Genomic DNA, 25294 nt, shown 5'->3' on the forward strand with positions numbered 1-25294 from the left:
ACACTGTCATGCGTGGAGATCGTCATAGTGCCCGGTGCACGGCGATCACCAGGGGAGCATGGGCGTGCGGCCACCTCGACCTGCCAATCCGATCACGAAGGACATGCCATGACCCCCCGTCTGCTCCGAACCGCCACGGCCGCCGCCCTCCTGCTGGGCGCGGCGGCTTGCAGCTCCTCCGGCGGCGACCCGCTGGCAGCCTCCACCACGCCGGCCGCCGCAAGCTCCGGCAAGACCGTGGTGATCGGCTCCGCCAACTTCCCCGAGAACGAACTGCTCGCCTCGATCTACTCCCAGGCCCTCAAGGCCAAGGGCGTCAAGGTCGAGGAGAAGTTCAACATCGGCAGCCGGGAGGTGCTCTACGGGCAGCTCAAGAGCGGCGCCCTGACCGTGCTCCCGGAGTACAACGGCGCGCTGCTGACCTACCTGGACGCCAAGAACCCCGCCCTGACCGGCGGCACCGAGGCGGTCAACGCCGCGCTCGTCACCAAGCTGCCGGCCGAGCTGGCCCTGCTGGACTCCGCCGCCGCCCAGGACAACGACTCGCTGTCGGTCACCCCGGAGACCGCCGCCAAGTACAACCTGAAGAGCATCGCCGACCTCGCCGGCAAGTCCGCCGAGTTCGTGATCGGCGGCCCGCCGGAGTTCAAGAACCGTAGCGAGCCGCTGCTCAAGGACGCCTACGGCCTCACCTTCAAGGAGTGGAAGCCGACCGGCGAGACCACCGCGAACGCGATCAAGGACGGCACCATCCAGGTCGGCAACGTCTTCACCACCGACCCGAAGATCGTCACGCTCAAGCTGGTCCCGCTGACCGATCCGAAGAACGTCTTCAGCACCCAGAACATCACCCCACTGGTGAACAAGGCGGGCGTGGACGCCACCGCGACCGCCGCCCTGAACAAGATCTCCGCCAAGTTGGACACGGCCGGCCTGGCCGAGCTGATGAAGCGCGTGTCGGTCGACAAGGCCGACCCGTCCGCGGTCGCCAAGGACTGGCTGAAGGCCAACGGCCTCATCTGACAGTCCCACCTGACGCACCGTCCGCCCGCAGCACGGCCGGCCCCGGCCGCCTGCGGCCACGGCAGCGCGCCCATTTGTGGCAGCTGCACGTGCCCGCAGGCGGCCCCGACTTCGGCGAGGTCGAAGCCCATTCCACCCATCTGACCCGAGGGGACGCACACCCATGAGCATCATCAGCTGGAACGGCACCGAACCGGAGAACCCGCTGGTGCCGGGCGACGCGACCGAACGCGACAGCGTGAAGATCGTGAACGCCCTGTTCACCGGCCTGGTCGAGTACGACCCCGACACCGCGGCACCCCGCACGGCGGTGGCGAAGTCGATCGACTCGACCGACTCCCGCGTCTACCGGATCGCCCTCAACCCCGGGTGGACGTTCCACGACGGGACCCCGGTGACCGCCGCCAGCTTCGTGGACGCCTGGAACTACACCGCCTACGGCCCGAACGGGCTGCAGGGCGCCGAGTACCTCTCCCACATCGAGGGTTACGAGGCGACCCAGAGCGGAGCGGCCGAGCAACTGTCCGGCCTGAAGGTGATCGACGACAGCATCTTCGAGGTGACGCTCTCGGCGCCGTTCTCGGCCTTCGTGACCCAGCTCGGCTACACGGCGTTCTTCCCCCTGCCGAGCAGCTTCTTCGCCGACCGCGAGGCGTTCGTGGCCCACCCGATCGGCAACGGGCCGTTCAGCTTCGAGTCGCACACCCCCGGCGTCAACATCGTGCTCAAGCGCTACGAGCCGTACGCCGGGGCCCGGAAGCCGAAGGTGTCGGGCGTGGAGTTCCGGTTCTACCGGATGCTCGAGGACGCCTACGCGGACGTGGTGGCCAACAAGCTCGACTACCTCGACTTCGTCCCGGCGGACGCGCTCGACGGTGGCCGGTACAAGCAGGAGCTGGCCGGGCGCTACGTCGCCAAGCCGTACATGGGCGTGCAGTCGATCTCGTTCCCGATGTGGGACCCGCGCTTCGCCGACCCGCGCGTGCGGCAGGCGATCTCGATGGCCATCGACCGGCAGTACGTGATCGACACCGCCTTCGACGGCGACAAGATGCTGCCGGACGGCCTGGTACCGCCGATCGTCCCCGGCTACGGCGGCGGGGCCAGCGGGGACCTGTGCACCCACCAGCCGGAGAAGGCGAAGGCGCTGTTCGACCAGACCGACTTCGAGGGGCCGATCGAGCTGACCTCCAACGACGACTCGGCCAACCAGGTCTGGATCGACGCGGCCTGCCGCACCATCACCGCTGCCCTGGGCGTCGAGGCCCGCTACGCGCCGGTCCCGACCTTCGGGGAGTTCCGCAAGCTGATCAACGAGCAGAAGGTCACCACGATCTTCCGCTCCGGCTGGGTCGCCGACTACCCGTCGATCGAGAACTTCCTCAACCCGATCTTCCGTACGGGCGCGGCCGTCAACGGCTCCGGCTACTCCAACCCGGAGGTGGACGCGCTGCTCGCCCGGGCCGACGCGGCACCCTCGGAGCAGGAGGGCTGGGAGCTCTACCGCGAGGCGGAGAAGATGATCGTCCAGGACATGCCCGCGATCCCGCTCTGGTACCAGAAGGTGGAGTCGGGCTGGTCCACCCGGACCGGGAACGTCACCGTCACGCCGCTGCTCCAGCTCGACCTGTTCGACGTGACGATCGAGGACTGACCGTCGGACCCGAGCCATTGGACAGAACCGTCGTCACGGCCGCGGCCCGCACCCCGAGTTCGGGGTGCGGGCCGCGGCCGTGCGAGGGGGTCCTGCTCAGGATGGCCGGTTCGGCCACCCTGATCGCGCTGATGGTGCTGACCTCGGCGGCCAGGTTCGCGGTGCGCGGGCAGCGCGCCGCCGCCGATCCCGCCGCGCCGGTCCCGTCCGGCCCCGCGGCGGCCGCACTGTACGGCGCCGTCCACCACTACCGCACCCGGATCAGCCCGACCCGGCGCGCCTGCTGCCCGTACACGCCGAGCTGCTCCACGTACGCCGTACAGGCGCTGCACCGCCACGGTGCCCTCCGCGGCGCACGGCGCACGGCGGGCCGGCTGCCGCGCTGCCGGCCCGGCACGCGGGGCGGTCAGGACCCGGTGCCGACCTGACAGTTGGTCAGCTCACTGTCTTCGGTCGGCAGAGCAGCACGAACGCGGCCAGCGCGAGCGCCCCGCAGCCGGCCACCACGACGCCGAGTGCGGCGACCGAGGGCCGGTCGCCGAGGCTGCTCAGCGGGGCGACCAGCGCGCCGCAGGTGAAGGTCGAGACGCCGATCAGCGCCGAGGCCGACCCGGCCGCGTGCGGAGCCATCGTGAGCGCCTGTGCCGAGGAGTTCGGCAGCACCATGCCCATCCCGGCCATCAGCAGGAAGAGCGCGGGCCAGACCCCGGCCAGGCCGAGGTGCCACACCGTGGAGAACAGGACCAGTGCCAGGCCCGCCACCACCGGCGCGGCCAGCCCGATCGGCAACAGTCGGTCCATCGGTAGCCGCTGCACCAGCGCCCGGCCGTTCAGCTGGCTGAAACCCACCACACCAAGGGAGTTGACCGCGAAGACCAGGCTGTAGGTCTGCGGCGAGATCTGGTACTCGCTCTGCAGCACCACCGAGGAGCCGCCCACGTACGCGAACAGCGCACCGAAGCTGAACGCGCTGGTCAGTACGTAGCCGGTGAAACGCCGGTCCCGCAGCAGCCCGCCGATCGCCCGTAGCGTGGTGCCGAGGCCGCCGGCGTGCCGTCGCTCCGGCGGCAGCGACTCGCCCAGGCCCAGCAGCACCCAGGCGGTGAGCACCGCGCCGAACAGCACCAGCGCCAGGAACGAGCCCCGCCAGTCGGTGACCCGGAGCAGCTGGGCGCCGACCGCAGGGGCGAAGATCGGGGCCAGCCCGCTGATCAGCCCGAGCGAGGCCATGAAGCGGACCATCGCCACGCCCTCGAAGCGGTCCCGGGCGATCGCCCTGGCGATCACCAGCCCGGCCGCACCCGAGAGCCCCTGCAGGAACCGTCCGCCCACCAGTACCGCCACCGATCCGGCGAACGCACAGAGCAGCGTGGACAACGTGTAGAGCACCATCCCGGCCACCAGCGGCCGACGACGCCCGAGCCGGTCGCTCAACGGCCCGAACACCAACTGCCCGATCGCCAGCCCGAACAGCGACCCGGTCAGCGTCAGCTGGACGGCGGGCGCGGTCGAGCCGAGATCACCCGCGAGCGCCGGGATCGCGGGCAGGTACAGGTCCGTGGTCAGCGGCCCGAGCGCCACCAGGCTGCCGAGCACCACCACGGTCGCCCGGCCCCGCCGGGGCCCCCGCCCGTCGGCCGTGGTCCGCTCGAGTAGCGATCCGGTGCTCTCGGTCGTCGGGCCTGCCATGTGGCTCCTCGTGCGCTGGTCGGTGCCCCAGTCCTACCGCAGCCGCCCCCAGCCCCGCTCGCCGGGGTGGACCACTCCGTTATGGCGCTCCAGCTGGCCCGGCACAAAGCACGGCCTGCTGGGCCACCTATGGACGGAACTCCCGGACCACCTCGATCAGGCCCACGATGTGCTCGTTGAACTCGGCCAACTCCTCGGCCGGCACCCAGAGCTCCAGAATGGTCCGCCCACCGGCCTGCTGGACCGGGTACCTCGCCAGGAAGTCCCTCTCCACCTCGAACCGGGTCACGTAACCGACCCCGGAGGCCGGCACGTTCCAGTCCCGGGCGATCCGCACGGCGTAGTCCTCGTTCATGACCGGGTAGAAGATCGGCTGGTCCGGCAGCCGCGGCGGCCAGGCCCGCCAGCCGGACGCCTCGACCAGAGCCAGCTCCTCCGGGCCGGTGGGGCGCCACAGGGTGGTGGTCGTGGTCATGGTTCCTCTCCTCTGCCGTACTCCGAACCCCGACCCTAGCGGTGGACCCACCGACCCCCACCGGATTTCCGCCGGTCAGCGGTAGGCGGACTCCCCCGTGATGGTCTCGCCGAGGACCAGGGTGTGGATCTCGGAGGTGCCCTCGTAGGTGAGCACCGACTCGAGGTTGTTGGCGTGCCGGAGCACCGGGTACTCGACCGTGATGCCGTTGGCGCCCAGGATGGTACGGGCGGTGCGGGCCACCTCGATCGCGGTGCGGACGTTGTTGAGCTTGCCGAAGCTGATGTGGGCGGGGTGGCACTGGCCGGCGTCCTTGAGGCGGCCGATGCGGTGGGCCACCAGGTAGGCCTTCTCCACGTCCAGCATCATCTCGACCAGCTTCTGCTGGGTCAGTTGGAAGGCGGCGATGGGGCGTTCGAACTGGATCCGGGTCTTCGCGTACTCCAGGGCGGTGGTGTAGCAGTCCCGGGCCGCGCCGACGGTGCCCCAGAGGATGCCGTACCGGGCCTCGCCCAGCGAGGAGAGCGGGCCGCGCAGGCCACGTACGCCGGGCAGGACCGCGTCGGCGGGCAGCACCACCTCGTCCAGCACCAGCTCGCTGGTGACCGAGGCGCGCAGCGAGAGTTTGCCGTGCACGTCGGTGGCGGAGAAGCCCGGCGTGCCGCGCTCGACCAGGAAGCCGCGGACGCCGTCCTCGGTCTGGGCCCAGATCACCGCGACGTCCGAGATCGAGCCGTTGGTGATCCACATCTTGGTGCCGGAGAGCACCCAGTCGGTGCCCTTGCGGCGGGCCCGGGTGCGCATGTTGGCGGGGTCGGAGCCGAAGTCCGGCTCGGTCAGGCCGAAGCAGCCGATCGCCCGGCCGGCCGCCAGCTCCGGGAGCCAGCGCTGCTTCTGCTCCTCCGAACCGAAGGCGTGGATCGACCGCATGGCGAGCGAGCCCTGCACCGAGACGAAGCTGCGCAGCCCCGAGTCGGCCGCCTCCAGCTCCATGCAGGCCACGCCGTACTCGACGGCGGTGGACCCGGCGCAGCCGTAGCCGTCCAGGTGCATGCCCAGCACCCCGAGCTTCCCCAGCTCGGGCGCCAGCTCCTTCGCCGGGAAGACCCCCCGCTCGAACCAGTCCCCCACGTACGGCCGGATCTTCTCGTCCGCGAACTTCCGTACGGTGTCCCGGATCAGGCGCTCCTCGTCGGTGAGCAGCTCACCCACCGCGAGCAGGTCGGCCGGGTCGGGGCTGATACGTGGCATGTCGCGCTCCTCGGGCGGGGTGAGAGTGGCACGAGTATCGCGTAACACCCCCGCAACAGGGACATGGCAAGGTGCGAGACGCCCACCACATTCGAACGGAGCACCACCGCATGACCACCCTCGTCCGGCTCACCGCCACCGCCCTGCTCGACCACGCCGCCGGACTGGGCGAGCTGCTGACCGACGCGGTGGCCGACGGCGCCTCGGTGGGCTTCCTGGCGGGGTACTCGGCGGACCAGGGCGCGCGGTGGTGGCGCGGGCTGGAAGAGCCGGTGAAGGAAGGTCAGCTGCTGCTCTGGGCCGCCCTGGACGGACCCCGGGTGCTCGGCACCGTACAGCTCCGGCTGACCTCCTACCCGAACGGCAGGCACCGGGCGGACCTGGCCAAGCTGCTGGTGCACCGGGAGGCCCGGGGCCGGGGTCTCGGCCGCCGGCTGCTGGAGCTCGCCGAGCAAGGGGCCGCCGAGCACGGTGTCACCCTGCTGCTGGACACCCAGACCGACAGCCCGGCCGAGCAGCTCTACCGGACGGCGGGCTGGACCGCCTTCGGCACGGTCCCGGACCACGCGGCGGACCCGGCCGGGGTGCTGCGGCCGACCACGTTCTTCCACAAGGCACTGTCCTGACATGCCGTCAGGCCCACCAGGGATGGACCCCGGTGCGCCCGACGGGAGAGCCTCCGCTCAGGAGAGGTTCCACTGCTGGTTGGACTGGCCGTTGCAGGCCCACAGCTGGACCAGCGAGCCGTTGACGGTGGCCGCACCGGTCACGTCCAGGCAGAGGCCGGACTGGACCCCGGTGACGGTACCGTTGGAGTTGAAGGTCCACTGCTGGTTGCTCTGGCCGTTGCAGGTCCAGACGGCGACCTTGGTGCCGTTGCTGGTGCCCTTGGCGTAGGCGTCCAGGCAGAGCCGGCTGGTGCCGTCGTAGACCGTCAACTGACCGTCCGGGGTGCGGGTGAAGGTCTGGTTGCCGGCCCCGCTGCAGTCCCAGATCTGGGTCTGGGTGCCGAGGGTGGTCGACCCGTTCGGTACGTCCAGGCACCGGCCCGCCCCCACGGCGTGCAGTGCTCCGGTGCTGCCGCCGGCGCTCGTCACGCCCGCCTGGGCGATCACCTGCTGCGCACCTGACGGCCAGTTGGTCCCGCTGACCTGGACGTTCCCGGTCAGGACGTTGTTGTGCGGGGCGCCGGTGGCGACCTGGGTGGCGCCGCCGTTGTACCAGTTGCCGGAGAAGGTGCTGTCGTTGGTGTTGTTGCCGCCGCCCGCGTTGGTGAAGGCCCACACCCCCGAGTCCTGGACCACGTTGCTGCTGAGGGTCTCGTAGCGGGAGCCCTCGTCGAGGTAGAGGCCGACGGTATTCCTGTTGTCGTAGACGTAGTTGTGGTCGATGGACGTACCGGGGTTGGCCGACAGGGTGTAGATGCTGCCGCCGTCGTGGAACACCTTCTTGGTGCCGTGCACCTTGTTGTAGCTGACGACGGTGTTCTTCAGGGTCGTCGCCGTGGTGTAGACGGGCTGGTAGTTGTAGAGGCCGCGGTTGCGGTAGTCCTGGCTGCCGCCGGCGTCGTTGGCGCCCCAGCCCCATCCGACGTCGATGCCGTCGTAGGCGAGGTCCGAGACCTCGTTGTGGGTGATGACGGCGTGCGTGACGTAGGTCGAGAGGATCCCGGCCATGTCCTTGTAGTCCTTGGCGACGTCGCTGATCCGGTTGTTCTGGATGGTGATGTTCTGGTTCGTCATCGCCGCGTTGGACGGGTGGTGGGCGTCGGGCTGCACGCCGCCGACCACGATGCCCGCGCCGGAGTCGTCGGTGAACGTGTTGCCCGAGACCGTGATGTCCGAGGCGCCCAGGCCGACGCCGGAGGCGTGGGCGTTCGCGTCGTTGCCGATGCCCAGGCCCACCTGGCCCAGGTGGGAGAAGGAGTTCCCGGTGAACGTGACCGAGGCGGCTGCCGAGACCTGTACGGCTGCCGGCACCTGGTTCCAGCTGTTGCGGGCCGCCTCGAACAGCGGGCATCCCGACTGGCAGGAGGTCATGAAGTCCGCGGGCTGGGTGAAGGGACGCGCCAGGAAGGCACCGCTCTGCTGGTCGGCGTAGCCGACGGAGGTGCCGGGCTGCAGCCAGGTGGTGTGCTGGAAGGCGATGCCCTGGAAGGTGAGGTCGTGCACCGGGTTGGTGTAGCTGCCGCTGACCTGCAGCAGCGACGTCAGCCGCGGCAGTTCGATGTCGTGGGCGGCGGCCGACCAGCCGGCGGGAGCCTTGTAGTAGAGCTGGCCCGCCGACGGGTCGAGGAACCACTGTCCGGTGGACTTCAGGAACGCGTACGAGTTCTGCAGCTGCAGCGACCCGCCGGCGAAGGGCTTGGCCAGGGTGTCGTAGCCCCAGTTGTTGTTGTTCCAGGCCGGCTGCTGCATGGTGATGCTGGTCCCGCTGATGGACTGCACCGGGGCGAACCGGTCGGTGAAGGAGTTCTGGCTCTCCAGCTCGATCCTGTTCTGCTGCGGCAGCGTGGCCAGGTAGTTCAGCGCCGGATTGACGATGGTCATCCCGGCGGCCGTGATGTTCACGTCGCTGCGCGAGATCGCGATCGCCGCCCGCGGCGCCAGCAGCCCGTCGACGTACACCTGCCGCGAGTCGACCCCGGTCGGGACCGCCGCCGCGTAGATGTTGTTCGCGGAGTCCTTCAGGGTCCAGCCGGTCACCTGCTGGCCGCCCGACAGCACCGGGCTCGCGCCGGGGGCGGCCTGCCAGACCACCCGGTGGCCGTTGCTGCCCGAGTCCGCGCTGCCGAGTGCGAGCGGCGCGGTCAACCGGTAGGTGCCGCCCGCGAGTTGCACCACGATGTCACCGGACATGTTCGCGTTGACGGCCTGCACCGAGGTCTTCGCCTGGGTCAGCGAGCAGGGGGCCGAGGAGGAGCAGGCGGTCCCGCTGCCGGTCGGCGAGACGTACAGGGTGGTCATCGTCGCCGCGTGCGACACGGCGGCGGGCGCGACCATGACGGAGCCGACGGCCAGGGCCGCGACCAGGGCCCCTCTGGTACGGCTGAACGCCGGGAGCCTGCGGTGGGTGGACTGCATGGGATCGCTCTCTCCTCGCATGGTGGGGGGGCGGGACGGCTGGAGCGCGCGCTGCGTCTCAGGTCAACTGCGGCCCCATTTCTGGTTGCCGGCTCCCGTGCACTGCCACAGCTGGATCAGGGTGCCGTTGGCGGTGCCGTAGGCGCTGACGTCCAGGCAGAGGCCGGACTGGACGCTGGTGACGGTGCCGTCGGCGTTGAGGTTCCACTGCTGGTTGGTCTGGCCGTTGCAGTCCCAGATGATCGCCTTGGTGCCGTTCGCCGTGCCCTTGGCCTCGGCGTCCAGGCACTTGCCGCCGTACACCCGCAACTCCTTGGCGGCGCTCGCGGTCCACTGCTGGTTGGTGCCGGCGTAGCAGTCCCACAGCTGGGTCTGGGTGCCGTTGGTCTGGCTGCTGTTCGGGACGTCCAGGCAGCGGTTGGCGCTGGTGCTGCGCAGCGGGGCGACCGCGCCACCACCGGGCTTGCCGTAGCCGACGGCGTTGATGCTCGCCTGCACGGCGTTCTCGGTGGCGTCCGTGGGGAAGCCGGTGGTGATGGCGCCCTCGAAGAACTCGCCCTGGCCGGAGACGCTGTTGTCGCCGCCGGTGCCGAGCAGCAGGGAGCTGTCGTTCTTCATCGGCGAGTAGCCGTTGGGCAGTGCGCCGGAGTAGGTGGTGGTGAGCCCTCCGGTGGCGGCGTTCCCGTACTTGAGCGTGAAGTTGCTGGTCCCGTTGTTCTTCTCCAGGGCGGTGACGAAGGGGTAGTGGACACCCTGGTTGTTGGGGTCCTTGTTGGAGCCGGCGTTGGTGTGGAACATCCCGTTCTCCAGGTCGGCCTCGACCCAGGGGCCGCTGCCGGTGCAGCTGCCGAACCAGCAGGCGTTGCCCCAGTAGATGGCGTTCATGGTGGCGTTGCCGGTGTCGGTGTGGCTGTTCTCACCGCTGCCGTAGTCGAAGCAGCACCACTGGTTGGTGAAGTCGGACGAGGTCACCATGTAGATGCCCTCCGGCTGGGAGCCGGTGGGAGCTCCGTTGGCGTGGTCGACGCGGTAGCCCACACCCTGCGTGACCTTGACGCCGAAGACCGGGTGTCCGCCCGCCATGACGGGCAGCGCCGCGGCGTCGGCGCCGACGTCGGCGCCGTTCGGGCCAGGGCCCTTCCAGTAGCCGCCCCAGGAGATGGGCAGGTCGTTGTGGCGACTGCTCTGGTCGTAGATCTTGGTGATGGTGCACGAGGTTCCGGCGCAGAAGGACGTCTGGGCCGACGCGTCGGCGAAGCCGCCGACGGAGAGCAGGCCCACGTCGTGGTATGCGCGGTCGGAGGCGCGCTGGACCTGGTAGAGCGGGCCGTTGTAGGCCGCGAACAGCGCCCGCGTGGTGGCGTGGGCCGCGACGCAGGGCGAGCCGCCGGCCGCGTAGAGGTCGCAGGGCAGGGCCGCCACGGCGGCGGCAGCGGGGGTGGGACCGCCCGCGGCGGCCGGGCCGCCCAGGACGGCCAGCGCCATCGCGAGGATCAGCAACAGCACCGCAGCGGGCCTGACGGGGCGTGAGCCGGTGGAGCCGGAGGACGTGCGGTGGTGCATCGGAACCTCCTGAAGCGCGGATCAATACGACACTTGGAGAAGGATGGATCAGTCTCATCTGCCGGAGCGATCATCGTGCGAACACTGCCCGGGCATCTCACGGGTGGTGCGGCGATGGCGTGATACACGCAAACGTGGAGCGGTCTGTGAACGCTCACATCGAGGTGGGCGAAATGAGACTGACACATATCGCGCCAGGACTTCAAGACATGTGCAACACAAGCCTTCCAGTAGGCTCCTGACGGCACTTCACGGAGGGTAGGGCTGTGCGTTCGAGAATTCTGGTGCTCATCACGGTCACCGTCGCCGCCGGGCTCGGTTCACCGGCCGTGGCGGGTGGCACGGTGGCGGACGCGCTCGGGGACGCCCTCTACGCCACGCTGCTGTACCTGCTGGTGCTGCTCGCCGCTCCCCGCACCCGGCCCGCCGCCGTGGCCGGGACCGCGCTCGGGCTGAGCTTCGCGGTCGAGTTCCTCCAACTCACCCGGATACCCCCCGTGCTGCGGCCCGTGCTCGGCTCGACCTTCAACCCGCCGGACCTGCTCTGCTACACCCTCGGGGCCGCCGTCTGCCTGCTGCTGCACCGCGCGATCGAACAGCGGGGAACCGGCACGGGGTGAGCCTGCGTCAACTCCTGGCCGGATGCTGCGACCGAACCGACGGCCCGACCCGTCCTGGTAGGTACAGCCCGCATGGAAGCGGGTCCGCATGGCCGGCGTGCGGTTGACACTCCCCAGAAGGACACCAACCGAGAATGAACAACGAAGAAGTCGACTTTCGACCCGACGGGTTCCACGACGTCCTGGACAGCGAACTCGGCACGCTCGGCGCGCCGCCGCTGGGCGACCTGGTCGGCGAGGCCACCCGGCGGGGCCGGCGGCAGCGGCGCCTGCGGGCGGCGGCCGCCGGGGTGGGATCGGTGACCGCCGTGGCCGTGCTCGCCGTACTGGTCTCGTCCCTGGGCACCGGCCCGGGGCAGACCTCGGCGGTCGGACCGGCCGCCGGGCCTGCCTCCTCCGCACCGGTGACGTCCACAACGCCGACGACCCCGGTGAGCCCGACCCCGGTGGCGCCGACCGGCCCGATGGTTCCGGCCACGTCCGCCGCGCTGCTGGCCGCCGTGGTGCAGTCGCTGCCGGCCGGACTGACCACCGACCACCACGCCGCCAACCCGGCCCGGCCGAATGCCGTCGACGTGTTCGCCCACGTGACCACGCCGGCCGGCATCGGCAGGATCGGCGTCAGCGCGTACCTGACCCCGGAGGGCGGCTCGGACCGCTGCTGGCCGGACCCGACCGGCCCGATGCCGACCGCTTGCTCCACCTCCCCCGCCGGTGACGTCGTGGAGGTGCAGACCAATCCGCGCAACTGCATCCAGGCCACCCGGATCACGGTGCACCGTCCGACGTTCAACGTGGCCGTCGACATCTCCTCCTGCCTGAGGACGGAGGCGGAGCACGCCGTCCCGGCCCTGACCGAGCAGCAGGCCGTCGCCCTGGCGAGCAGCCCGCTGGTCGGGCTGACCATGCCGTCCTCCTTCGTCGAGGCGGCCAACGCGAAGTACCCGGCGCTCCCGTCCCCCTGACGCACCACCCGACCGCCGCGGCCCCGATCCCGGGGCCGCGGCTCCCCTCATGTCCCCACCCCGAGACCCGGAGCCCGATGGTGCGCACCGAAGCCGATTTCACCGCGTTCGCCGAGGCCAACGTGACCCGCCTGCGGCAGACCGCCTACCTGATGTGCCGCGACTGGCACCTGGCCCAGGACCTGACCCAGGGCACCCTCACCAAGATGTACGTGGTCTGGAACAGGCTGGCCCGCCAGGGCGGCGACCCGTTCAGCTACGCCCGCAAGGTGCTGCTCAACACCCTGCTCGACCACAAACGGCTCCGCAGCAGCGGCGAACTGACGGTGGACCAGCTACCGGACCGCCCCGAGTCGACCGACCCGACGGCCGACCGCCTCACCCTGCTGAACGCCCTGGCGCTGCTCCCCAAGCGGGACCGGGCGATCGTGCTGCTGCGCTACTGGGACGACCAGAGCGTGGAGCAGACCGCCGAGATCCTCGGGGTGAGCACCGCCGTGGTGAAGTCCCAGAGCATGCGCGCGCTGGCGGTGCTGCGGACGCAGCTGGGCTCGGACCGTGAGGTGCTGTTCAGCTGACCGGGGGTCGGTTCCGCGCAGACGTGTGACCTGCCGTGACCCTTGGCGCGGTCCGCCGGTTGGGCGGGTCATGCATACCGTGCTCCGAATCGCCGCCACCGCCGCCCTGCTGGTCGTGGCCGCCACCGTCCCCGCCCACGCCGCTCCCACCCCCGACGTGCCGTCCGCCGACGGGCACAGCATCCCGGTGCTGGCCGTCAGCGACCTCGGCAGCGTGCTGACCCTGGCCGACGTCGGCTACGACTTCGCCCGCCTGCTCGGCCAGTAGCGAAGTCGACAGCGCCGTCCGGAAATACCCGGGGCGTCCGCGCGGCTGGCAGAGGCAGGAGGTGCAGGTCATGCAGGAGTACCGGATCGAGCACGACTCGATGGGTGAGGTGCGGGTACCCGCGTCCGCCAAGTGGCAGGCGCAGACCCAGCGGGCGGTGCAGAACTTCCCGGTGTCCGGCCAGCGGCTGGAGCGGGCGCACATCGCGGCGCTGGCCCGGATCAAGGCGGCGGCGGCGCGGGTGAACGCCGAGCTCGGCGTGCTCGACGGGGAGACGGCGGGGGCGATCGTGGCGGCCGCCGAGGAGGTGGCCGAGGGGCGCTGGGACGACCAGTTCCCGGTGGACGTGTTCCAGACCGGGTCCGGCACCTCGTCCAACATGAACGCCAACGAGGTGATCGCCACCCTGGCCGCCGAGCGGCTGGGTCGGCCGGTGCATCCGAACGACCACGTGAACGCGAGCCAGTCCTCGAACGACGTCTTCCCGTCCTCGATCCACATCGCGGCCACCGCCGCCGTGACGGGCGAGCTGATCCCGGCCCTGGAGCACCTCGCGGCCGCGCTGGAGCGGAAGGCGGACGAGTTCGCCGAGGTGGTGAAGTCGGGGCGGACGCACCTGATGGACGCCACCCCGGTCACCCTCGGTCAGGAGTTCGGCGGCTACGCGGCCCAGGTCAGGTACGGCGTCGAACGGCTCCGGGCCACCCTGCCCCGGGTGGCCGAACTGCCGCTCGGCGGCACCGCGGTGGGCACCGGGATCAACACCCCGCCCGGCTTCCCGGCCGCCGTGATCGCCGAGGTGGCCCGCGCCACCGGGCTGCCGCTGACCGAGGCCAGGGACCACTTCGAGGCGCAGGGCGCCAGGGACGGCCTGGTCGAGCTGAGCGGCCAGCTGCGCACCGTGGCGGTCGGCTTCACCAAGATCGCGAACGATCTGCGCTGGATGGGCTCGGGCCCGCGCACCGGCCTGGGGGAGCTCAACCTGCCGGACCTCCAGCCCGGCTCCTCGATCATGCCGGGCAAGGTCAACCCGGTGCTGCCCGAGGTGGTGCTGATGGTGGCCGCCCAGGTGATCGGCAACGACACGACCGTCACGGTGGCCGGGGCCGGTGGCAACTTCGAGCTGAACGTGATGCTGCCGGTGATCGCACGCAACGTGCTGGAGTCGGTCCGGCTGCTGGGCAACAGCGCCCGGCTGCTCGCCGATCGCACGGTGGACGGCGTGACCGCCAACGTCGAACGGGCCCGGGAGTACGCCGAGTCCTCCCCCTCGGTGGTCACCCCGCTGAACCGCTACCTCGGGTACGAGGAGGCCGCCAAGGTGGCCAAGCAGGCGGTCGCCGAGCGCAAGACGATCCGTCAGGTGGTCGAGGAACGCGGCTACGTCCGGGCCGGCAAGCTGACCGACGCGCAGCTGGACGAGGCGCTGGACGTGCTGCGGATGACCCACCCCTGACCGTTCCCCCACCACTGGACGCACCGGTGGCGCGGACCTCCCGGTCCGCGCCACCCGCGCAAATACGTCACCCTTCGGCAGCCATACCTCGGGATCGCGTCCGGCGCGTGCCCCGCCCGGTCAGGCCCGCTGCCATTCCGGCGGCGGCCAGACCCAGGCAGACCATCAGGCCGCCGGTGATCACATTGGTGAGAATGGTCCGGCGGACGGACTCCGAACCGGCGACCGCCCAGGGCGCGATGATCGTCCACGCGCCGATCAGCGTGGCGGCCCAGGCACGGGCGTGGGTGCGCTCGTACGCCGAACCGTAGCCCGCCATCAGCGCCGTGAAGGCCAGGCCGAGGATCAGGTTGCTGGCGGTCAGCCCGGAGAAGCCGGAGAACCCGACCACCCAGGGCGACACGGCCAGGAACAGACCCGACAGCATGGCCAGTGCCTCGACCGCTTGCGCCAGGGGAGTCGACACCACCCGCTCGTACTGCTCACGCAGTTCCAGGATGTCCGGATGGTGCTCCATGCTCATCGGCAGCTGGGTTGACACCAGGACCACCTCCTAAGTCAGCACTTGGCAAGCGCATGGTCACTACCCAGTCTGCGACAGAAATAACAGTTTGTCCGGAATTATCCTTGAACGAAGGACTCCACCGCGGCCGCCTCCGCCTCCCAGAGCTTCTGGGGCAACGCCTCGAACGGCTCCACCACCACCCGGCCGTCCTCGCGGCGCCAGCTGCCGAGCACCCGGCCGTCCACCACCAGCGCGGGCCGGACCACCCCGCCGCCCGCGTTGATCCGCTTCGCGTACCGCTGATCCAGCATCAGGCTCCGGTCGCGGTAGCCGAGCAGGTGGTTGTCGTACGCGCCGAGCAGCCGAACCAGGGGCTCGCCCTCCCCCGGCGGCTCCCCGACCGCGAACAGCCCGGCCGCGATCTCGGGCAGCCCGGCGAAGGCCCGGCGGCCGACCGCCAGGGTCAGCCCGGACCAGGCCGCGAAGTCCGCCGGCCCGGCCGGGCCGAAGGCGGCCACGTACCGGGCGGCCAGCCGCGCCGCCACCTCCGCCGGATCGGCCTCCTCCCCCGGCGGCAGCAGCCGGTACCCGGGCTGGCGCGGCGCCGGCTCGGCGCCCCGGCAGAGCACGCCGAGCCCCGCCGCGTACGCCATCAGGTGGGCCGGGGCCTGCCCGGTCGGCTCGATACCGACCCCGTGGGCGTTCAGCCGGGCCACCAGTGCGGCCCGGGACAGCGGCTCGGTCAGCACCTCGGGCAGCACCGCCAGCGCCCGCTCGCAGACCTCCGCCGTCAGGCCCAGCTCCCGCCGCCTGCGGGCCCCCGCGGCGACGTTCCGCGCCCCGAAGAGGGCCAGCAACGGCCGGAGTTCCCCCGTCGGCACCAGGTGCAGCGTGCCGCGCATCAGCCAGCTGCTCACCACCTCGCCCGCCTCGTACGCCCGCTGCACCGCCGCCGCCTCGCCCAGCCCGCGCGCCCGCAGCCCGAGCCGGGCCGCCCCGGCGTCCTGTGCCTGGATGCCGGGCGCCCGACCGGCGATCGCCGCCACGGAGTCGGCCCGCCGTCCGAACTGACTGTGCATCCGCCACCGGAGCAGCCGGTCGTCATCGATCACCCCGCCATTCTGCTCCGGCGACGCACCGGGCGTGATCCGCGTCTCAACCCGGCGAGGCGGCGTTGCCTATGAAACTCGTTGCATAGCAAGATGGCGGGCATGGCACTGGAGCACGCGATCCTGGTCTCACTGCTGGAGCAGCCCGGCTCCGGGTACGAGCTGGCGCGGCGGTTCGACCGTTCGATCGGACGGTTCTGGACCGCCACCCACCAGCAGATCTACCGGGTACTGCGGCGGATGGAGGCGGACGGCTGGATCGCCGCCCAGGAGGTCGCCCAGGACGGCCGCCCGGACAAGAAGGTGTACGCGGTGGCCCGGGACGGGCGCTCCGTGCTCTCCGACTGGCTGCGCGAACCGGTCGAGCCGGAGACCGTCCGGCACGAACTGGCGGTCAAGATCCGGGCCGCCGCCTTCGACGACCCCGCCGCCCTGATCTCCGAGGTGACCCGCCACCGGGAGAGCCACGCCGCCCTGCTGGAGCGCTACCTCACCGGCGAGCGGCGCGACTTCCCAGCCGGCGCCGACCTCGACCCGCAGCAGCAGCTCCAGCACGTGGTGCTGCGCGGCGGCATCGAGTACGAGCGGATGACCATCACCTGGCTCGACGACGTCCTCACCACCCTGCACCGTCTCGCCGACTAACCCACAGGACTTCACCATGCTGTTCAACCCGAGCACCTATGACCCGAAGCAGTTCGACGACACCACCCGCCGACTGCTGCGCGCCACCGTGGACTGGTTCGAGTCGCGCGGCAAGAAGGCGCTGATCGACAGCTACGTCGACCGTGCCTGGTACGGCGACTTCCTCGAGTTCGCCGCCAAGGAGGGCCTGTTCGCGGAGTTCCTGACGCCGAGCAGCGCCGACGCCGACAAGCGCTGGGACACCGCCCGGATCGCCGAACTGAACGAGATCCTCGGCTTCTACGGCCTCGGCTACTGGTACACCTGGCAGGTCACCATCCTGGGTCTCGGCCCGGTCTGGCAGAGCGAGAACGAGGCCGTCCGAGCGCGTGCTGCCAAGCTGCTGAGCGAGGGTCACGTGATGGCCTTCGGGCTGTCCGAGCGCAGCCACGGCGCGGACATCTACTCCACCGACATGATCCTCACCCCGGACGGCGAGGGCGGCTTCACGGCCACCGGCTCCAAGTACTACATCGGCAACGGCAACGTGGCCGGCCTGGTCTCGGTCTTCGGCCGCCGCTCGGACGTCGAGGGCCCGGAGGGCTACGTCTTCTTCGCGGCCGACAGCCGCCACGAGGCGTACCACCTGGTCAAGAACGTGGTGAACGCGCAGATGTACGTCAGCGAGTTCCGGCTCGAGGAGTACCCCGTCCGGGCCGAGGACGTGCTGCACACCGGCAAGGCCGCCTTCGACGCCGCGCTGAACACCGTGAACGTCGGCAAGTTCAACCTCTGCACGGCCTCCGTCGGCATCTGCGAGCACGCGATGTACGAGGCCGTCACGCACGCCCACAACCGGGTGCTGTACGGCCGCAAGGTGACCGACTTCCCGCACGTGCGGCGGGAGTTGACCGACGCGTACCTGCGGCTCAACGCGATGAAGCTGTTCAGCGACCGGGCGGTGGACTACTTCCGCAGCGCCTCCCCGGAGGACCGCCGGTACCTGCTCTTCAACCCGATGACCAAGATGAAGGTCACCACCGAGGGCGAGAAGGTCATCGACCTGATGTGGGACGTCGTCGCGGCCAAGGGCTTCGAGGCGGACACCTACTTCGACAAGGCCGCCAAGGACATCCGGGGCCTGCCGAAGCTGGAGGGCACGGTGCACGTCAACCTGGCCCTGATCCTCAAGTTCATGGCCAACTACCTGTTCGCGCCCACCGACTACGCACCGGTGCCGACCCGGCTGGACCCGGCCGACGACGAGTTCCTGTTCCGTCAGGGCCCGGCCCGGGGCCTGGGTGCGATCCGCTTCCACGACTGGCGGACCGCCTACGACGCGCACGCGCACCTGCCGAACGTGGCCAGGTTCCGCGAGCAGGCCGACGGCCTGTGCGCACTGATGCTGGAGCACGCGCCGACCGCCGAGCAGCAGCAGGACCTGGACTTCCTGCTGGAGATCGGCCAGCTGTTCGCCCTGGTGGTCTACGGCCACCTGGTGCTGGAGCAGGCCGAGTTGACCGGGACCGAGCCCGACCTGCTGGACGGCATCTTCGACTTCCTGGTCCGGGACTTCTCCGCGCACGCCACCGAGTTGCACGGCAAGACCTCCACCAGCGAGCCGCAGGCCGCCTGGGCGCTCTCCCAGGTCCGCCGCCCGGTGGCGGACGCCGAGCGCACCGCGAAGCTGTGGGCCCGGGTCGAGGCGCTGGCCGGCGCGTACGAGATGCGGCCCTGAGGCCGGTCGGTCTGAGCAGGCCGGTGCCGGGCCCCTGGGCAGCAGGGGCCCGGCACCGACGGACCGTCAGAAGGTGAGCTTCCAGCTGTTGACGTAGCCGGTGTCCTGGGCCGCGACGTCCTGCACCTTGAGCTTCCAGACGCCGTTGGCGACCTCGCTGGAGGCGTTCACGGTGTAGGTGGTGACGATGTCGTCGGCCGAGTCGCTGCTGGAGCTCTTCAGCCGGTAGCTGCTGCCGTCCGGGGCGACCAGGTCGACCACCAGGTCACCGCGGTAGGTGTGCTTGATGTCCACTCCGACCTGGAGGGCGGCCGGCGCGTTGCCGGTGACGCCGCTGACGGTGACCGAGGAGGTGATCGCCGCGCCGTTGTCCGGGATCTGCACGTCGGAGGTGTTCTCGAAGACCGTGCCGGGCAGCGGCGGGGCCTCGGTGCCCAGGGTCCAGACCGCGTACGCGATGGAGTCGCTGCCCCGGTCGAGCGCGGTGTCGTTGAGGTTCGCGCTGGTGTCGCAGGAGGCGTGGTAGCAGGCGTCGAAGTCCTTGCCCGCGGTGCCGCCCCACTTTGTGGCCTGGGCCGCCGTCTTGACCTCGTCGCCGCCGGTGTACAGACCGCCGACCTTGATGCCGACGTTCTTGAACGGGGCGTGGTCGGAGCGGCCGTCGCCGTTGGTCTCGATCTCGGTTGGCACGCCGACGCCGGCGAAGTAGGCCTTCACCACCCCTTCGAGCTTGGGGTCGTCGTCGTAGACGAAGTAGCCCGGGTTGGGCGAGCCGATCATGTCGAAGTTCAGGTACCCGTCGATCTTCGCCCGCTCGGTGCCGGGCAGGTTGTTGACGTAGTACTTGGAGCCGATCATGCCCAGCTCCTCCGCGCCCCACCAGCCGAACCGCAGGTGCTTGGTCGGCTGCAGACCGGCTCGCGAGACCGCCAGCGCGGTCTCCAGGATGCCGGCCGAGCCGGAGCCGTTGTCGTTGATGCCCGGGCCCGCGGTCACCGAGTCCAGGTGCGCGCCCACCATGATGACGTGGTTCGCGTCGCCGCCCGGCCAGTCCGCGATCAGGTTGTAGCCGGTGGCACCGCTGGTGGTGAAGGTCTGCAGGGTGGTGGTGAACCCGGCGGCGTCCAGCTTGCCCTTCACGTAATCGACCGAGGCCTTGTAGCCGGGACGGCCGTGCGCCCGGGTGCCGCCGTTGGCGGTGGCGATCGACTGGAGCTGGGCCAGGTGCGCCTTGACGTTGGCGACCGGGATGTCCGGTACGGCCTGCACCGTGACGGCGGCCGGGCGGGCCGTGGTCACCTGGGCGGAGGCGGTGGTGGCGAGGAAGCCGGCGGCCAGGGTGGCGGCGGCACCGGTTGCGAGAGCGGAGCGGAGCACGCGGGATCGCCGCGAGGCACGCTGAGACAAGGAGGGCTCCAGATTCTGGTGGGGCAGAACGGAACGTGCGAGCGCCGCCGGACCTGATGGCCGGTCGGCGGGTGACTATTGACGCGACCATGATGATTGGGTGGACACCGAGATCCCGTCAAGGGGTCCAACCCCCGCACCCGGCAACCGAGTCGGCATCGGCCCAGGACATACCAGGACCACTGCCTCATGAAAACGGGACAACGGATGGCCCACCGTGGAGCCGAAACCGACCGTCCGGAGGTCCCCCGTGCCCGAACCCACCGAGCTCACCAAGTTCGCCGACCCGCTGCGCATCCCCCAGGTGCTGCGCCCCGAAGCCGAGTTGACGATCCGCCAGCTGTCGGCCGACGTGCAGCTGCACTCCGAACTGCCCCCCACCCCGATGTGGACGTACGAGGGAACCTTCCCCGGTCCGACCATCGAGGTCCGGCGCGGGCAGCGACTGCGGATCGACTGGCAGAACCGGATCAGCACCCCGTACCCCGCCCAGATCGGCCACGTCCCGGACCTCACCGTGCCGCCGGCCGAGAACGTACCGGGCATCGACCCCGCCCTGCTCGATCCCCGGGGTCCCGACCTGCCGCCCTGGCTGGTCGTGCACCTGCACGGCGCGGTCACCAACGGCGGCAACGACGGCTGGACCGACAACGCGGTCCACACCGGCCACTCCCAGCTCTCCGAGTACCCGAACGACCAGGCCGCGATGCCGCTCTGGTACCACGACCACGCGATGGGCGTCACCCGGCTCAACGTGCTGGCCGGGCTGGTCGGCACGTACCTGGTCCGGGACGAGGAGGAGGACCGACTGCGCCTGCCCACAGGGGAGTTCGAGGTCCCGTTGGTGCTCTGCGACCGGAATCTCGCCACCGGCCCCGACGGCGCACTGACCGGGCAGCTGCTGCACAAGACGGTCGGCCCGCTGCCGTACTGCGGGCGGTGGACGCTGGTGAACGGCGTGATCTGGCCGCACCACGAGGTCAGGCCGCGCTGGTACCGGTTCCGGGTGCTGAACGCCGCCAACTCCCGTCCGTACCGGCTGCACCTGGTCGGCCAGGACGGGCAGCGGGTGAACGGCGTGGCCTGGCAGATCGGCAGTGACGCCGGCCTGTTCGGCACCCCGATCCCGCTGCCGGGCCGCGGTCTCAGCCTGGCCCCGGCCGAACGGGCCGACCTGCTCGTCGACTTCACCGCATTGGCCGGCCGCACCCTGCGGCTGGTCAACTCCGCCCCGGCGCCCGCCGAGGGCGCCCCGATCGGCGAGGAGGACGCGGTCGGCGTCGCCGACCCGGCCAACCGGCTGCCCGACCCCGAGGTGATGGAGTTCCGGGTCTCGGCGGTCACCGAGCCGGAGCCGTTCGCCCTGCCCGCCGTGCTCTCACCGAGCTTCCGGCGGCTGACCCACGAGGACATCCCGCACCACAACCACCGGGTCCTGATGATCACTCAGGACAGCGGCGCGATGTTCCACTTCTGGGAGATGGAGGAGGTCCCCGAGGCGGAGGTCCCGCCGGCCGGGACGGTCGTGGACGGGATCGTCCAGGTCCAGGCGGCCGGGCAGGCCGGGCAGACCTACCGACGAGTCTCGGCCGACTTCAACGACCGGCTCAACTGGCGGATCGACGAGGACGCCTGGGAGCAGTGGACCATCATCAACCTGGCGCAGCTGGCCCTGCACCCGGTGCACATCCACCTGATCCGGTTCCAGATCCTGACCCGGGCCACCGTCGACGTCACGGGCTTCGACCCGGTGGCCGGCGGCACCCCGATCGGCAAGCCGGTCGGCTGGGGCGTCCAGAACCCGATCGACCCCGCCGACCAGGGCTGGAAGGACACCGTGACCGTCTCGCCGCGCGAACTCGTCCGGGTGGCGGGCCGGTTCACCGGCGCCACCGGCCGGTTCATGTACCACTGCCACATCCTCGACCACGAGGACGACGGCATGATGCGGCCCTTCACCGTCTCCCCGGCCGCCGTGATGGCCCTGGACCCGGGGATGGGCCACGGCGGTATGCACCACGGGCACTGAACCCGCCCGCCTGGGAGCCCGGCCGGACACCACCGGCCGGGCTCCCACGCACCGTCCCCGGCCGGTGGACGGCCGGATGCCCGGCCAGGAGGTTCCTGGCCGGGCATCCGGATCACAGTGGGGGTCGGGGCTCACGGGCAAGGTGGCTGACCCGGCCCGCCGCAGCCACCGCCCGGGCCGAGCGAGGCTGTCCGCTCCTCCTCGGGCTCCTCCTCCGACTTCTTCGGGCACGGCGGCTGACCCGGGCCTCCGCAGGGGCCGCCGCCGCCCTTGCCGTACTGCCTGGATTCGGTGTTCACTGCCATCTGGTGCCTCACTTCCGTTCCACGGGGCTTTTCCACCACTGTCACCCCGCTCCGGTCCCACCCACATGAGCCCCTGGTCCCCACTCGGACCAGGACACCGGCCCCGGACGGCGTCAGCCGTGCACCCGGGGGAAGACCGCCCGGACCACCGCGCCGCCCGAGTCGTTGGCGGCAGTGAAGGTGCCGCCCAGCTCCTCGGCCCGCTCCGCCATCGACCGCAGGCCCACCCCGGCGCCGCCGGTGTGGCTGGGGAAACCCGCGCCGTCGTCGGTGGCCTCGACGGTCACCTCGTCGGGGCGGACCCGGAGGGTGAGGCGGGCGGAGGCGGCACCGGAGTGGCGGACCACGTTGTTGAGGGCCTCGCCGCTGATCCGGTAGATGGCCACCTCGACGGCGGCGGGCAGGGTCGGCAGCGGGTCGGGGTCGAGGTCGAGGGTGACCCGGAGGGCGTGGTTGCCGAGGCCGTCGGCGAGCCGGCGCAGCGCTCCGGCCAGCCCCTCGCTGCCGAGCGCGGCGGGCGCCAGCCCGTCGGTGATCCGGCGCAGCTCGGTGATCGCCTGGCCGATCCCGGCCGAGGCGGTGGTGAGCGAGGCGGCGGCCCCGGACTCCGCGGGGAGGCCCGAGCGGGCCGCGTCGATCTGCAGGCGGAGGCCGGACAGCGCGGGCCCGAGCCCGTCGTGCAGGTCGTGCCTGAGCCGCCGCCGCTCCTCCTCCCGGGCCAGCACGATCCGCTTCCGGCTGGCCTGCAGGTCCTCGTACAGCCGGAGCGAGGCGATCGCGGGCGTGGCCTGGTCGGCGAGCAGCCGGAGCACCTCGCGGTCCTGCCGGTCCAGCTCCCGCTGCCCGGAGCGCGGCGGCACGGACAGCTCGCCGATCACGGCGCCCTCGTAGCTGAGCGGGAAGCTCTCGGCGGCGAGCTCGACGTCGCCGAGCCGGGCCAGCTCGCGGGGCCCGCTGCGGGTGCGGACCCGGACCCGGGCCGCGGGCAGGCCGAGCGCGATCACCACGGTCTGGCAGAGCAGCGGCGGCGCCTCGGCCGGTCCGACGGCCTGGCTCATCCGCTCGGCGAGTCTGCGCACCACCTGGTACGGCTGGGCCCGCTCGCCGTAGTAGTACCGGTCCACCGCCCGCACCACGGCCCGGGCGGCGGGGCGCAGCAGCGCGCCGAGCCCGGCCGCGATCAGGATCAGCCACCAGCGGTCGGCCGGTTCGCCGCCCGGCAGCAGCCGGTGGGTCAGGTACGCGGTGGCCAGCATGCCGAGGAAGAGCAGGGTGCAGAACGCGTAGCCGGCCAGGTACCGCCGGGCGGCCCGGTCCAGCGAGAGCGAGCGGTCCCGGCGGAAGGTGGCGACCGGGACCAGCAGCCAGGCGGCCTCGCCCGCGGTCACCACCGCGTAGGGCAGCCAGTCCGGCATGGCGCCGAGGTAGGGCGGGACGGTGACCAGCGCGGCCCACACCAGGTAGGCCGCCACCAGCACGGTCAGGTGCGGGTGCCGACCGGGCGAGCGCCACCAGCGGACCAGGGCGATGGTGAGGGTGAGGGCCAGGACGGCGGTGAAGACGTCGAAGGCGTGCGGGGCGAGCCGGTCGTCCAGCCACGTGTACGCCGCGGTGCCGTGGAGCGGGTTCGGCAGCTCGTACCAGTCGCTGACCCGGGCGGTGTTGAAGAAGCCCAACACCGCGCTCACTGCGGCGACCAGGACGGTGACGCCCCGCCAGATCCCGCCGGGCAGGCGGACGTCGGGCAGCCAGAGCGGGAAGCCGGTCACCAGGAAGAGGTAGGCGATGTCGGCGGCCAGCACCAGCATCACGACCGGCTTCATCGCCCCGGGGCCGGCCCCGGCCAGTGCGGCGGCCAGCAGCACCACCATCCGGAGCGACTGCAGCACCCCGGCGACCAGCAGCAGGACGCCCAGGCCGGGAGCGCGCCGGTTGATCACCAGCACCAGGCCGGAGAGGGTGAAGGTCAGACCGAGCGCGACCCAGACCCCGTCGAAGAAGTAGTGGTCGCTGATGCCTTCGAGCCCCCCGTTGGCGAGGGCGAGGACCACCCACACCAGGGTGCAGAGCAGGGCCAGGGCGGCAGCCGCGAACGCCCTGGCCGTGGTGGTGCTCTCGTTCCCGCTCATCTGGCCTCCTCGTGACCCCGGTCCGTCGTCCCGGTGCGTGACCCCGGTCCATGGGCGGTCCATGCTGGTCGGCCCGCTGTCCCGGCCGCGAGGGGCCACGGTCCCTGGTCGGTCCTCAGTCGCCGCCCAGCCCCATGTCCCGGGCCCGGGCGACCGCTTCGGCGCGAGTGGCGACGTGCAGCTTCTCGAAGATGTGGGTGACGTGGTTGCGGACGGTCTTCTCGGCCACCACCAGCTCGCGGGCGATCCGGCGGTTGTCCAGCCCCCGGGCCACCAGGTCGAGCACCTCGGCCTCCCGCGCGGTGAGCGAGGGGAACAGCTGACCCGCCTCGCGCAGCCGGGTGCCGGCCAGCAGGGCGGTGATCCGGACGGCGATCTCCGAGCCGAACACCGCGCCGCCGGCCGCCACGGTGCGTACCGCGTGCAGCACCTCGTCCCGTCCGGCGCCCTTTACCAGGTACCCCCGCGCACCGGCCTGGAGGGCGGCCAGCAGGCTGCCGTCGTCGTCGGCCATGGTGAGCATCAGGACCGGGACGCCCGGGGTCTCTTCGGTCAGGCGGCGGGCCGCCTCCAGGCCGGAGCCGTCCGGCAGCGAGAGGTCGAGCACCACCACGTCGGGGAGACCGGCGGCCACCGCCTCGGGAACCGCCGCGACGGTCTCCGCCTCACCGACCACCTCGATCCCGTCGGCGCTCTGCAGGGCGGCTTTCAGACCCTCCCGGAAGAGCGGGTGGTCGTCAACGATCAGTACACGCACCGGACCGGCGCCCCTCTGCGACTCATCCACCTGGCCGACACTACCAGTGATGGATATATGACTTAG

At 71.2% G+C, this 25294-nt stretch carries 22 protein-coding genes; 12 read left to right on the forward strand and 10 right to left on the reverse strand.

The genetic code is table 11. From position 1 onward, the window contains the following. The first annotated feature begins 108 nt into the window (after window positions 1–108). From ACKUU6_RS06365 to yidD, 3 genes are all read left to right on the forward strand, one after another. Window positions 109–1023 (forward strand): ABC transporter substrate-binding protein, encoded by a 915-nt coding sequence (locus tag ACKUU6_RS06365; RefSeq protein WP_407987471.1) that lies wholly within the window; start codon window positions 109–111, stop codon window positions 1021–1023. 163 nt (window positions 1024–1186) lie between these two features. Next, window positions 1187–2677, forward strand: coding sequence for a peptide ABC transporter substrate-binding protein (locus ACKUU6_RS06370; protein ID WP_407987472.1), 1491 nt, complete (start codon window positions 1187–1189; stop codon window positions 2675–2677). 101 nt (window positions 2678–2778) lie between these two features. Continuing rightward, window positions 2779–3105, forward strand: a complete 327-nt coding sequence (gene yidD, locus ACKUU6_RS06375) for a membrane protein insertion efficiency factor YidD (RefSeq protein WP_407987473.1) — start codon at window positions 2779–2781, stop codon at window positions 3103–3105. 7 nt (window positions 3106–3112) lie between these two features. Here the strand turns inward: yidD and ACKUU6_RS06380 are convergent, their stop codons facing one another. The 3 genes from ACKUU6_RS06380 to ACKUU6_RS06390 all read right to left on the reverse strand — a co-directional run bounded on the left by ACKUU6_RS06380 (window position 3113) and on the right by ACKUU6_RS06390 (window position 6092). Next, a complete protein-coding gene (locus ACKUU6_RS06380; RefSeq protein ID WP_407987474.1) occupies window positions 3113–4366 on the reverse strand; it encodes a multidrug effflux MFS transporter in 1254 nt (417 codons plus the stop codon). Between the two features lie 127 nt (window positions 4367–4493). After that, window positions 4494–4841, reverse strand: a complete 348-nt coding sequence (locus tag ACKUU6_RS06385) for a hypothetical protein (protein WP_407987475.1) — start codon at window positions 4839–4841, stop codon at window positions 4494–4496. 75 nt (window positions 4842–4916) lie between these two features. Then, complete coding sequence (locus tag ACKUU6_RS06390; protein WP_407987476.1) at window positions 4917–6092, reverse strand: acyl-CoA dehydrogenase family protein; 1176 nt, start codon at window positions 6090–6092, stop codon at window positions 4917–4919. A gap of 110 nt (window positions 6093–6202) precedes the next feature. Here ACKUU6_RS06390 and ACKUU6_RS06395 point away from each other — a divergent pair, with 110 nt between their 5' ends. Further along, complete coding sequence (locus tag ACKUU6_RS06395) at window positions 6203–6718, forward strand: GNAT family N-acetyltransferase (protein WP_407987477.1); 516 nt, start codon at window positions 6203–6205, stop codon at window positions 6716–6718. A gap of 57 nt (window positions 6719–6775) precedes the next feature. Here the strand turns inward: ACKUU6_RS06395 and ACKUU6_RS06400 are convergent, their stop codons facing one another. Beyond that, window positions 6776–9175, reverse strand: a complete 2400-nt coding sequence (locus tag ACKUU6_RS06400; protein ID WP_407987478.1) for a ricin-type beta-trefoil lectin domain protein — start codon at window positions 9173–9175, stop codon at window positions 6776–6778. Between the two features lie 63 nt (window positions 9176–9238). Further along, window positions 9239–10738 (reverse strand): arabinofuranosidase catalytic domain-containing protein, encoded by a 1500-nt coding sequence (locus ACKUU6_RS06405; RefSeq protein ID WP_407987479.1) that lies wholly within the window; start codon window positions 10736–10738, stop codon window positions 9239–9241. Between the two features lie 266 nt (window positions 10739–11004). On the opposite strand from ACKUU6_RS06405, the gene ACKUU6_RS06410 reads away from it, so the two are divergent. From ACKUU6_RS06410 to ACKUU6_RS06430, 5 genes are all read left to right on the forward strand, one after another. Beyond that, a complete protein-coding gene (locus tag ACKUU6_RS06410; protein ID WP_407987480.1) occupies window positions 11005–11358 on the forward strand; it encodes a DUF2809 domain-containing protein in 354 nt (117 codons plus the stop codon). Window positions 11359–11492: 134 nt separating this feature from the next. Then, window positions 11493–12323: a hypothetical protein gene (locus tag ACKUU6_RS06415; protein WP_407987481.1), complete on the forward strand. Its 831-nt coding sequence runs from the start codon at window positions 11493–11495 to the stop codon at window positions 12321–12323. A gap of 77 nt (window positions 12324–12400) precedes the next feature. After that, a complete protein-coding gene (locus ACKUU6_RS06420; RefSeq protein ID WP_408649623.1) occupies window positions 12401–12901 on the forward strand; it encodes a SigE family RNA polymerase sigma factor in 501 nt (166 codons plus the stop codon). Between the two features lie 79 nt (window positions 12902–12980). Next, window positions 12981–13169: a hypothetical protein gene (locus tag ACKUU6_RS06425; RefSeq protein WP_407987483.1), complete on the forward strand. Its 189-nt coding sequence runs from the start codon at window positions 12981–12983 to the stop codon at window positions 13167–13169. Between the two features lie 70 nt (window positions 13170–13239). After that, window positions 13240–14625, forward strand: a complete 1386-nt coding sequence (locus ACKUU6_RS06430; RefSeq protein WP_407987484.1) for a class II fumarate hydratase — start codon at window positions 13240–13242, stop codon at window positions 14623–14625. A 67-nt stretch (window positions 14626–14692) separates the two neighbouring features. Here ACKUU6_RS06430 and ACKUU6_RS06435 read toward each other — a convergent pair whose 3' ends face one another. Together ACKUU6_RS06435 and ACKUU6_RS06440 are read right to left on the reverse strand one after the other, a co-directional pair. Further along, a complete protein-coding gene (locus tag ACKUU6_RS06435) occupies window positions 14693–15166 on the reverse strand; it encodes an SPW repeat protein (protein ID WP_408649624.1) in 474 nt (157 codons plus the stop codon). A gap of 80 nt (window positions 15167–15246) precedes the next feature. Then, on the reverse strand, window positions 15247–16242 hold the full coding sequence (locus ACKUU6_RS06440; RefSeq protein ID WP_407987486.1) for a winged helix DNA-binding domain-containing protein: 996 nt from the start codon (window positions 16240–16242) through the stop codon (window positions 15247–15249). A gap of 99 nt (window positions 16243–16341) precedes the next feature. Between ACKUU6_RS06440 and ACKUU6_RS06445 the strand changes: the two genes are divergently transcribed. Both ACKUU6_RS06445 and ACKUU6_RS06450 read left to right on the forward strand, forming a co-directional pair. Then, the gene (locus tag ACKUU6_RS06445) at window positions 16342–16884 is read left to right on the forward strand and encodes a PadR family transcriptional regulator (RefSeq protein ID WP_407987487.1); all 543 of its coding nucleotides are present in this window, start codon (window positions 16342–16344) and stop codon (window positions 16882–16884) included. A 16-nt stretch (window positions 16885–16900) separates the two neighbouring features. Beyond that, entirely contained in the window at window positions 16901–18601 is a 1701-nt protein-coding gene (locus ACKUU6_RS06450; RefSeq protein WP_407987488.1) for an acyl-CoA dehydrogenase family protein, read from the forward strand. A gap of 66 nt (window positions 18602–18667) precedes the next feature. Here the strand turns inward: ACKUU6_RS06450 and ACKUU6_RS06455 are convergent, their stop codons facing one another. Next, entirely contained in the window at window positions 18668–19978 is a 1311-nt protein-coding gene (locus ACKUU6_RS06455; RefSeq protein ID WP_407987489.1) for a M28 family peptidase, read from the reverse strand. A gap of 280 nt (window positions 19979–20258) precedes the next feature. Between ACKUU6_RS06455 and ACKUU6_RS06460 the strand changes: the two genes are divergently transcribed. Further along, window positions 20259–22037, forward strand: a complete 1779-nt coding sequence (locus ACKUU6_RS06460; protein ID WP_407987490.1) for a multicopper oxidase family protein — start codon at window positions 20259–20261, stop codon at window positions 22035–22037. A gap of 418 nt (window positions 22038–22455) precedes the next feature. On the opposite strand, the gene ACKUU6_RS06465 is transcribed toward ACKUU6_RS06460, so the two are convergent. Together ACKUU6_RS06465 and ACKUU6_RS06470 are read right to left on the reverse strand one after the other, a co-directional pair. After that, window positions 22456–24471 (reverse strand): histidine kinase, encoded by a 2016-nt coding sequence (locus tag ACKUU6_RS06465; RefSeq protein ID WP_407987491.1) that lies wholly within the window; start codon window positions 24469–24471, stop codon window positions 22456–22458. Between the two features lie 115 nt (window positions 24472–24586). After that, window positions 24587–25228 (reverse strand): response regulator, encoded by a 642-nt coding sequence (locus ACKUU6_RS06470; protein ID WP_407987492.1) that lies wholly within the window; start codon window positions 25226–25228, stop codon window positions 24587–24589. Window positions 25229–25294: the final 66 nt, after the last annotated feature.

Source organism: Kitasatospora sp. CMC57, assembly GCF_045866025.2.
GTDB lineage: Bacteria > Actinomycetota > Actinomycetes > Streptomycetales > Streptomycetaceae > Kitasatospora.

Coding starts and splice junctions, on each gene's coding strand:
- ACKUU6_RS06415 (WP_407987481.1), top strand. CDS start 11,493: ATGAACAACGAAGAAGTCGACTTTCGACCCGACGGGTTCCACGACGTC.
- ACKUU6_RS06445 (WP_407987487.1), top strand. CDS start 16,342: ATGGCACTGGAGCACGCGATCCTGGTCTCACTGCTGGAGCAGCCCGGC.
- ACKUU6_RS06390 (WP_407987476.1), bottom strand. CDS start 6,092: ATGCCACGTATCAGCCCCGACCCGGCCGACCTGCTCGCGGTGGGTGAG.
- ACKUU6_RS06365 (WP_407987471.1), top strand. CDS start 109: ATGACCCCCCGTCTGCTCCGAACCGCCACGGCCGCCGCCCTCCTGCTG.
- yidD (WP_407987473.1), top strand. CDS start 2,779: ATGGCCGGTTCGGCCACCCTGATCGCGCTGATGGTGCTGACCTCGGCG.
- ACKUU6_RS06380 (WP_407987474.1), bottom strand. CDS start 4,366: ATGGCAGGCCCGACGACCGAGAGCACCGGATCGCTACTCGAGCGGACC.
- ACKUU6_RS06430 (WP_407987484.1), top strand. CDS start 13,240: ATGCAGGAGTACCGGATCGAGCACGACTCGATGGGTGAGGTGCGGGTA.
- ACKUU6_RS06400 (WP_407987478.1), bottom strand. CDS start 9,175: ATGCAGTCCACCCACCGCAGGCTCCCGGCGTTCAGCCGTACCAGAGGG.
- ACKUU6_RS06405 (WP_407987479.1), bottom strand. CDS start 10,738: ATGCACCACCGCACGTCCTCCGGCTCCACCGGCTCACGCCCCGTCAGG.
- ACKUU6_RS06465 (WP_407987491.1), bottom strand. CDS start 24,471: ATGAGCGGGAACGAGAGCACCACCACGGCCAGGGCGTTCGCGGCTGCC.
- ACKUU6_RS06450 (WP_407987488.1), top strand. CDS start 16,901: ATGCTGTTCAACCCGAGCACCTATGACCCGAAGCAGTTCGACGACACC.
- ACKUU6_RS06395 (WP_407987477.1), top strand. CDS start 6,203: ATGACCACCCTCGTCCGGCTCACCGCCACCGCCCTGCTCGACCACGCC.
- ACKUU6_RS06385 (WP_407987475.1), bottom strand. CDS start 4,841: ATGACCACGACCACCACCCTGTGGCGCCCCACCGGCCCGGAGGAGCTG.
- ACKUU6_RS06420 (WP_408649623.1), top strand. CDS start 12,401: ATGGTGCGCACCGAAGCCGATTTCACCGCGTTCGCCGAGGCCAACGTG.
- ACKUU6_RS06370 (WP_407987472.1), top strand. CDS start 1,187: ATGAGCATCATCAGCTGGAACGGCACCGAACCGGAGAACCCGCTGGTG.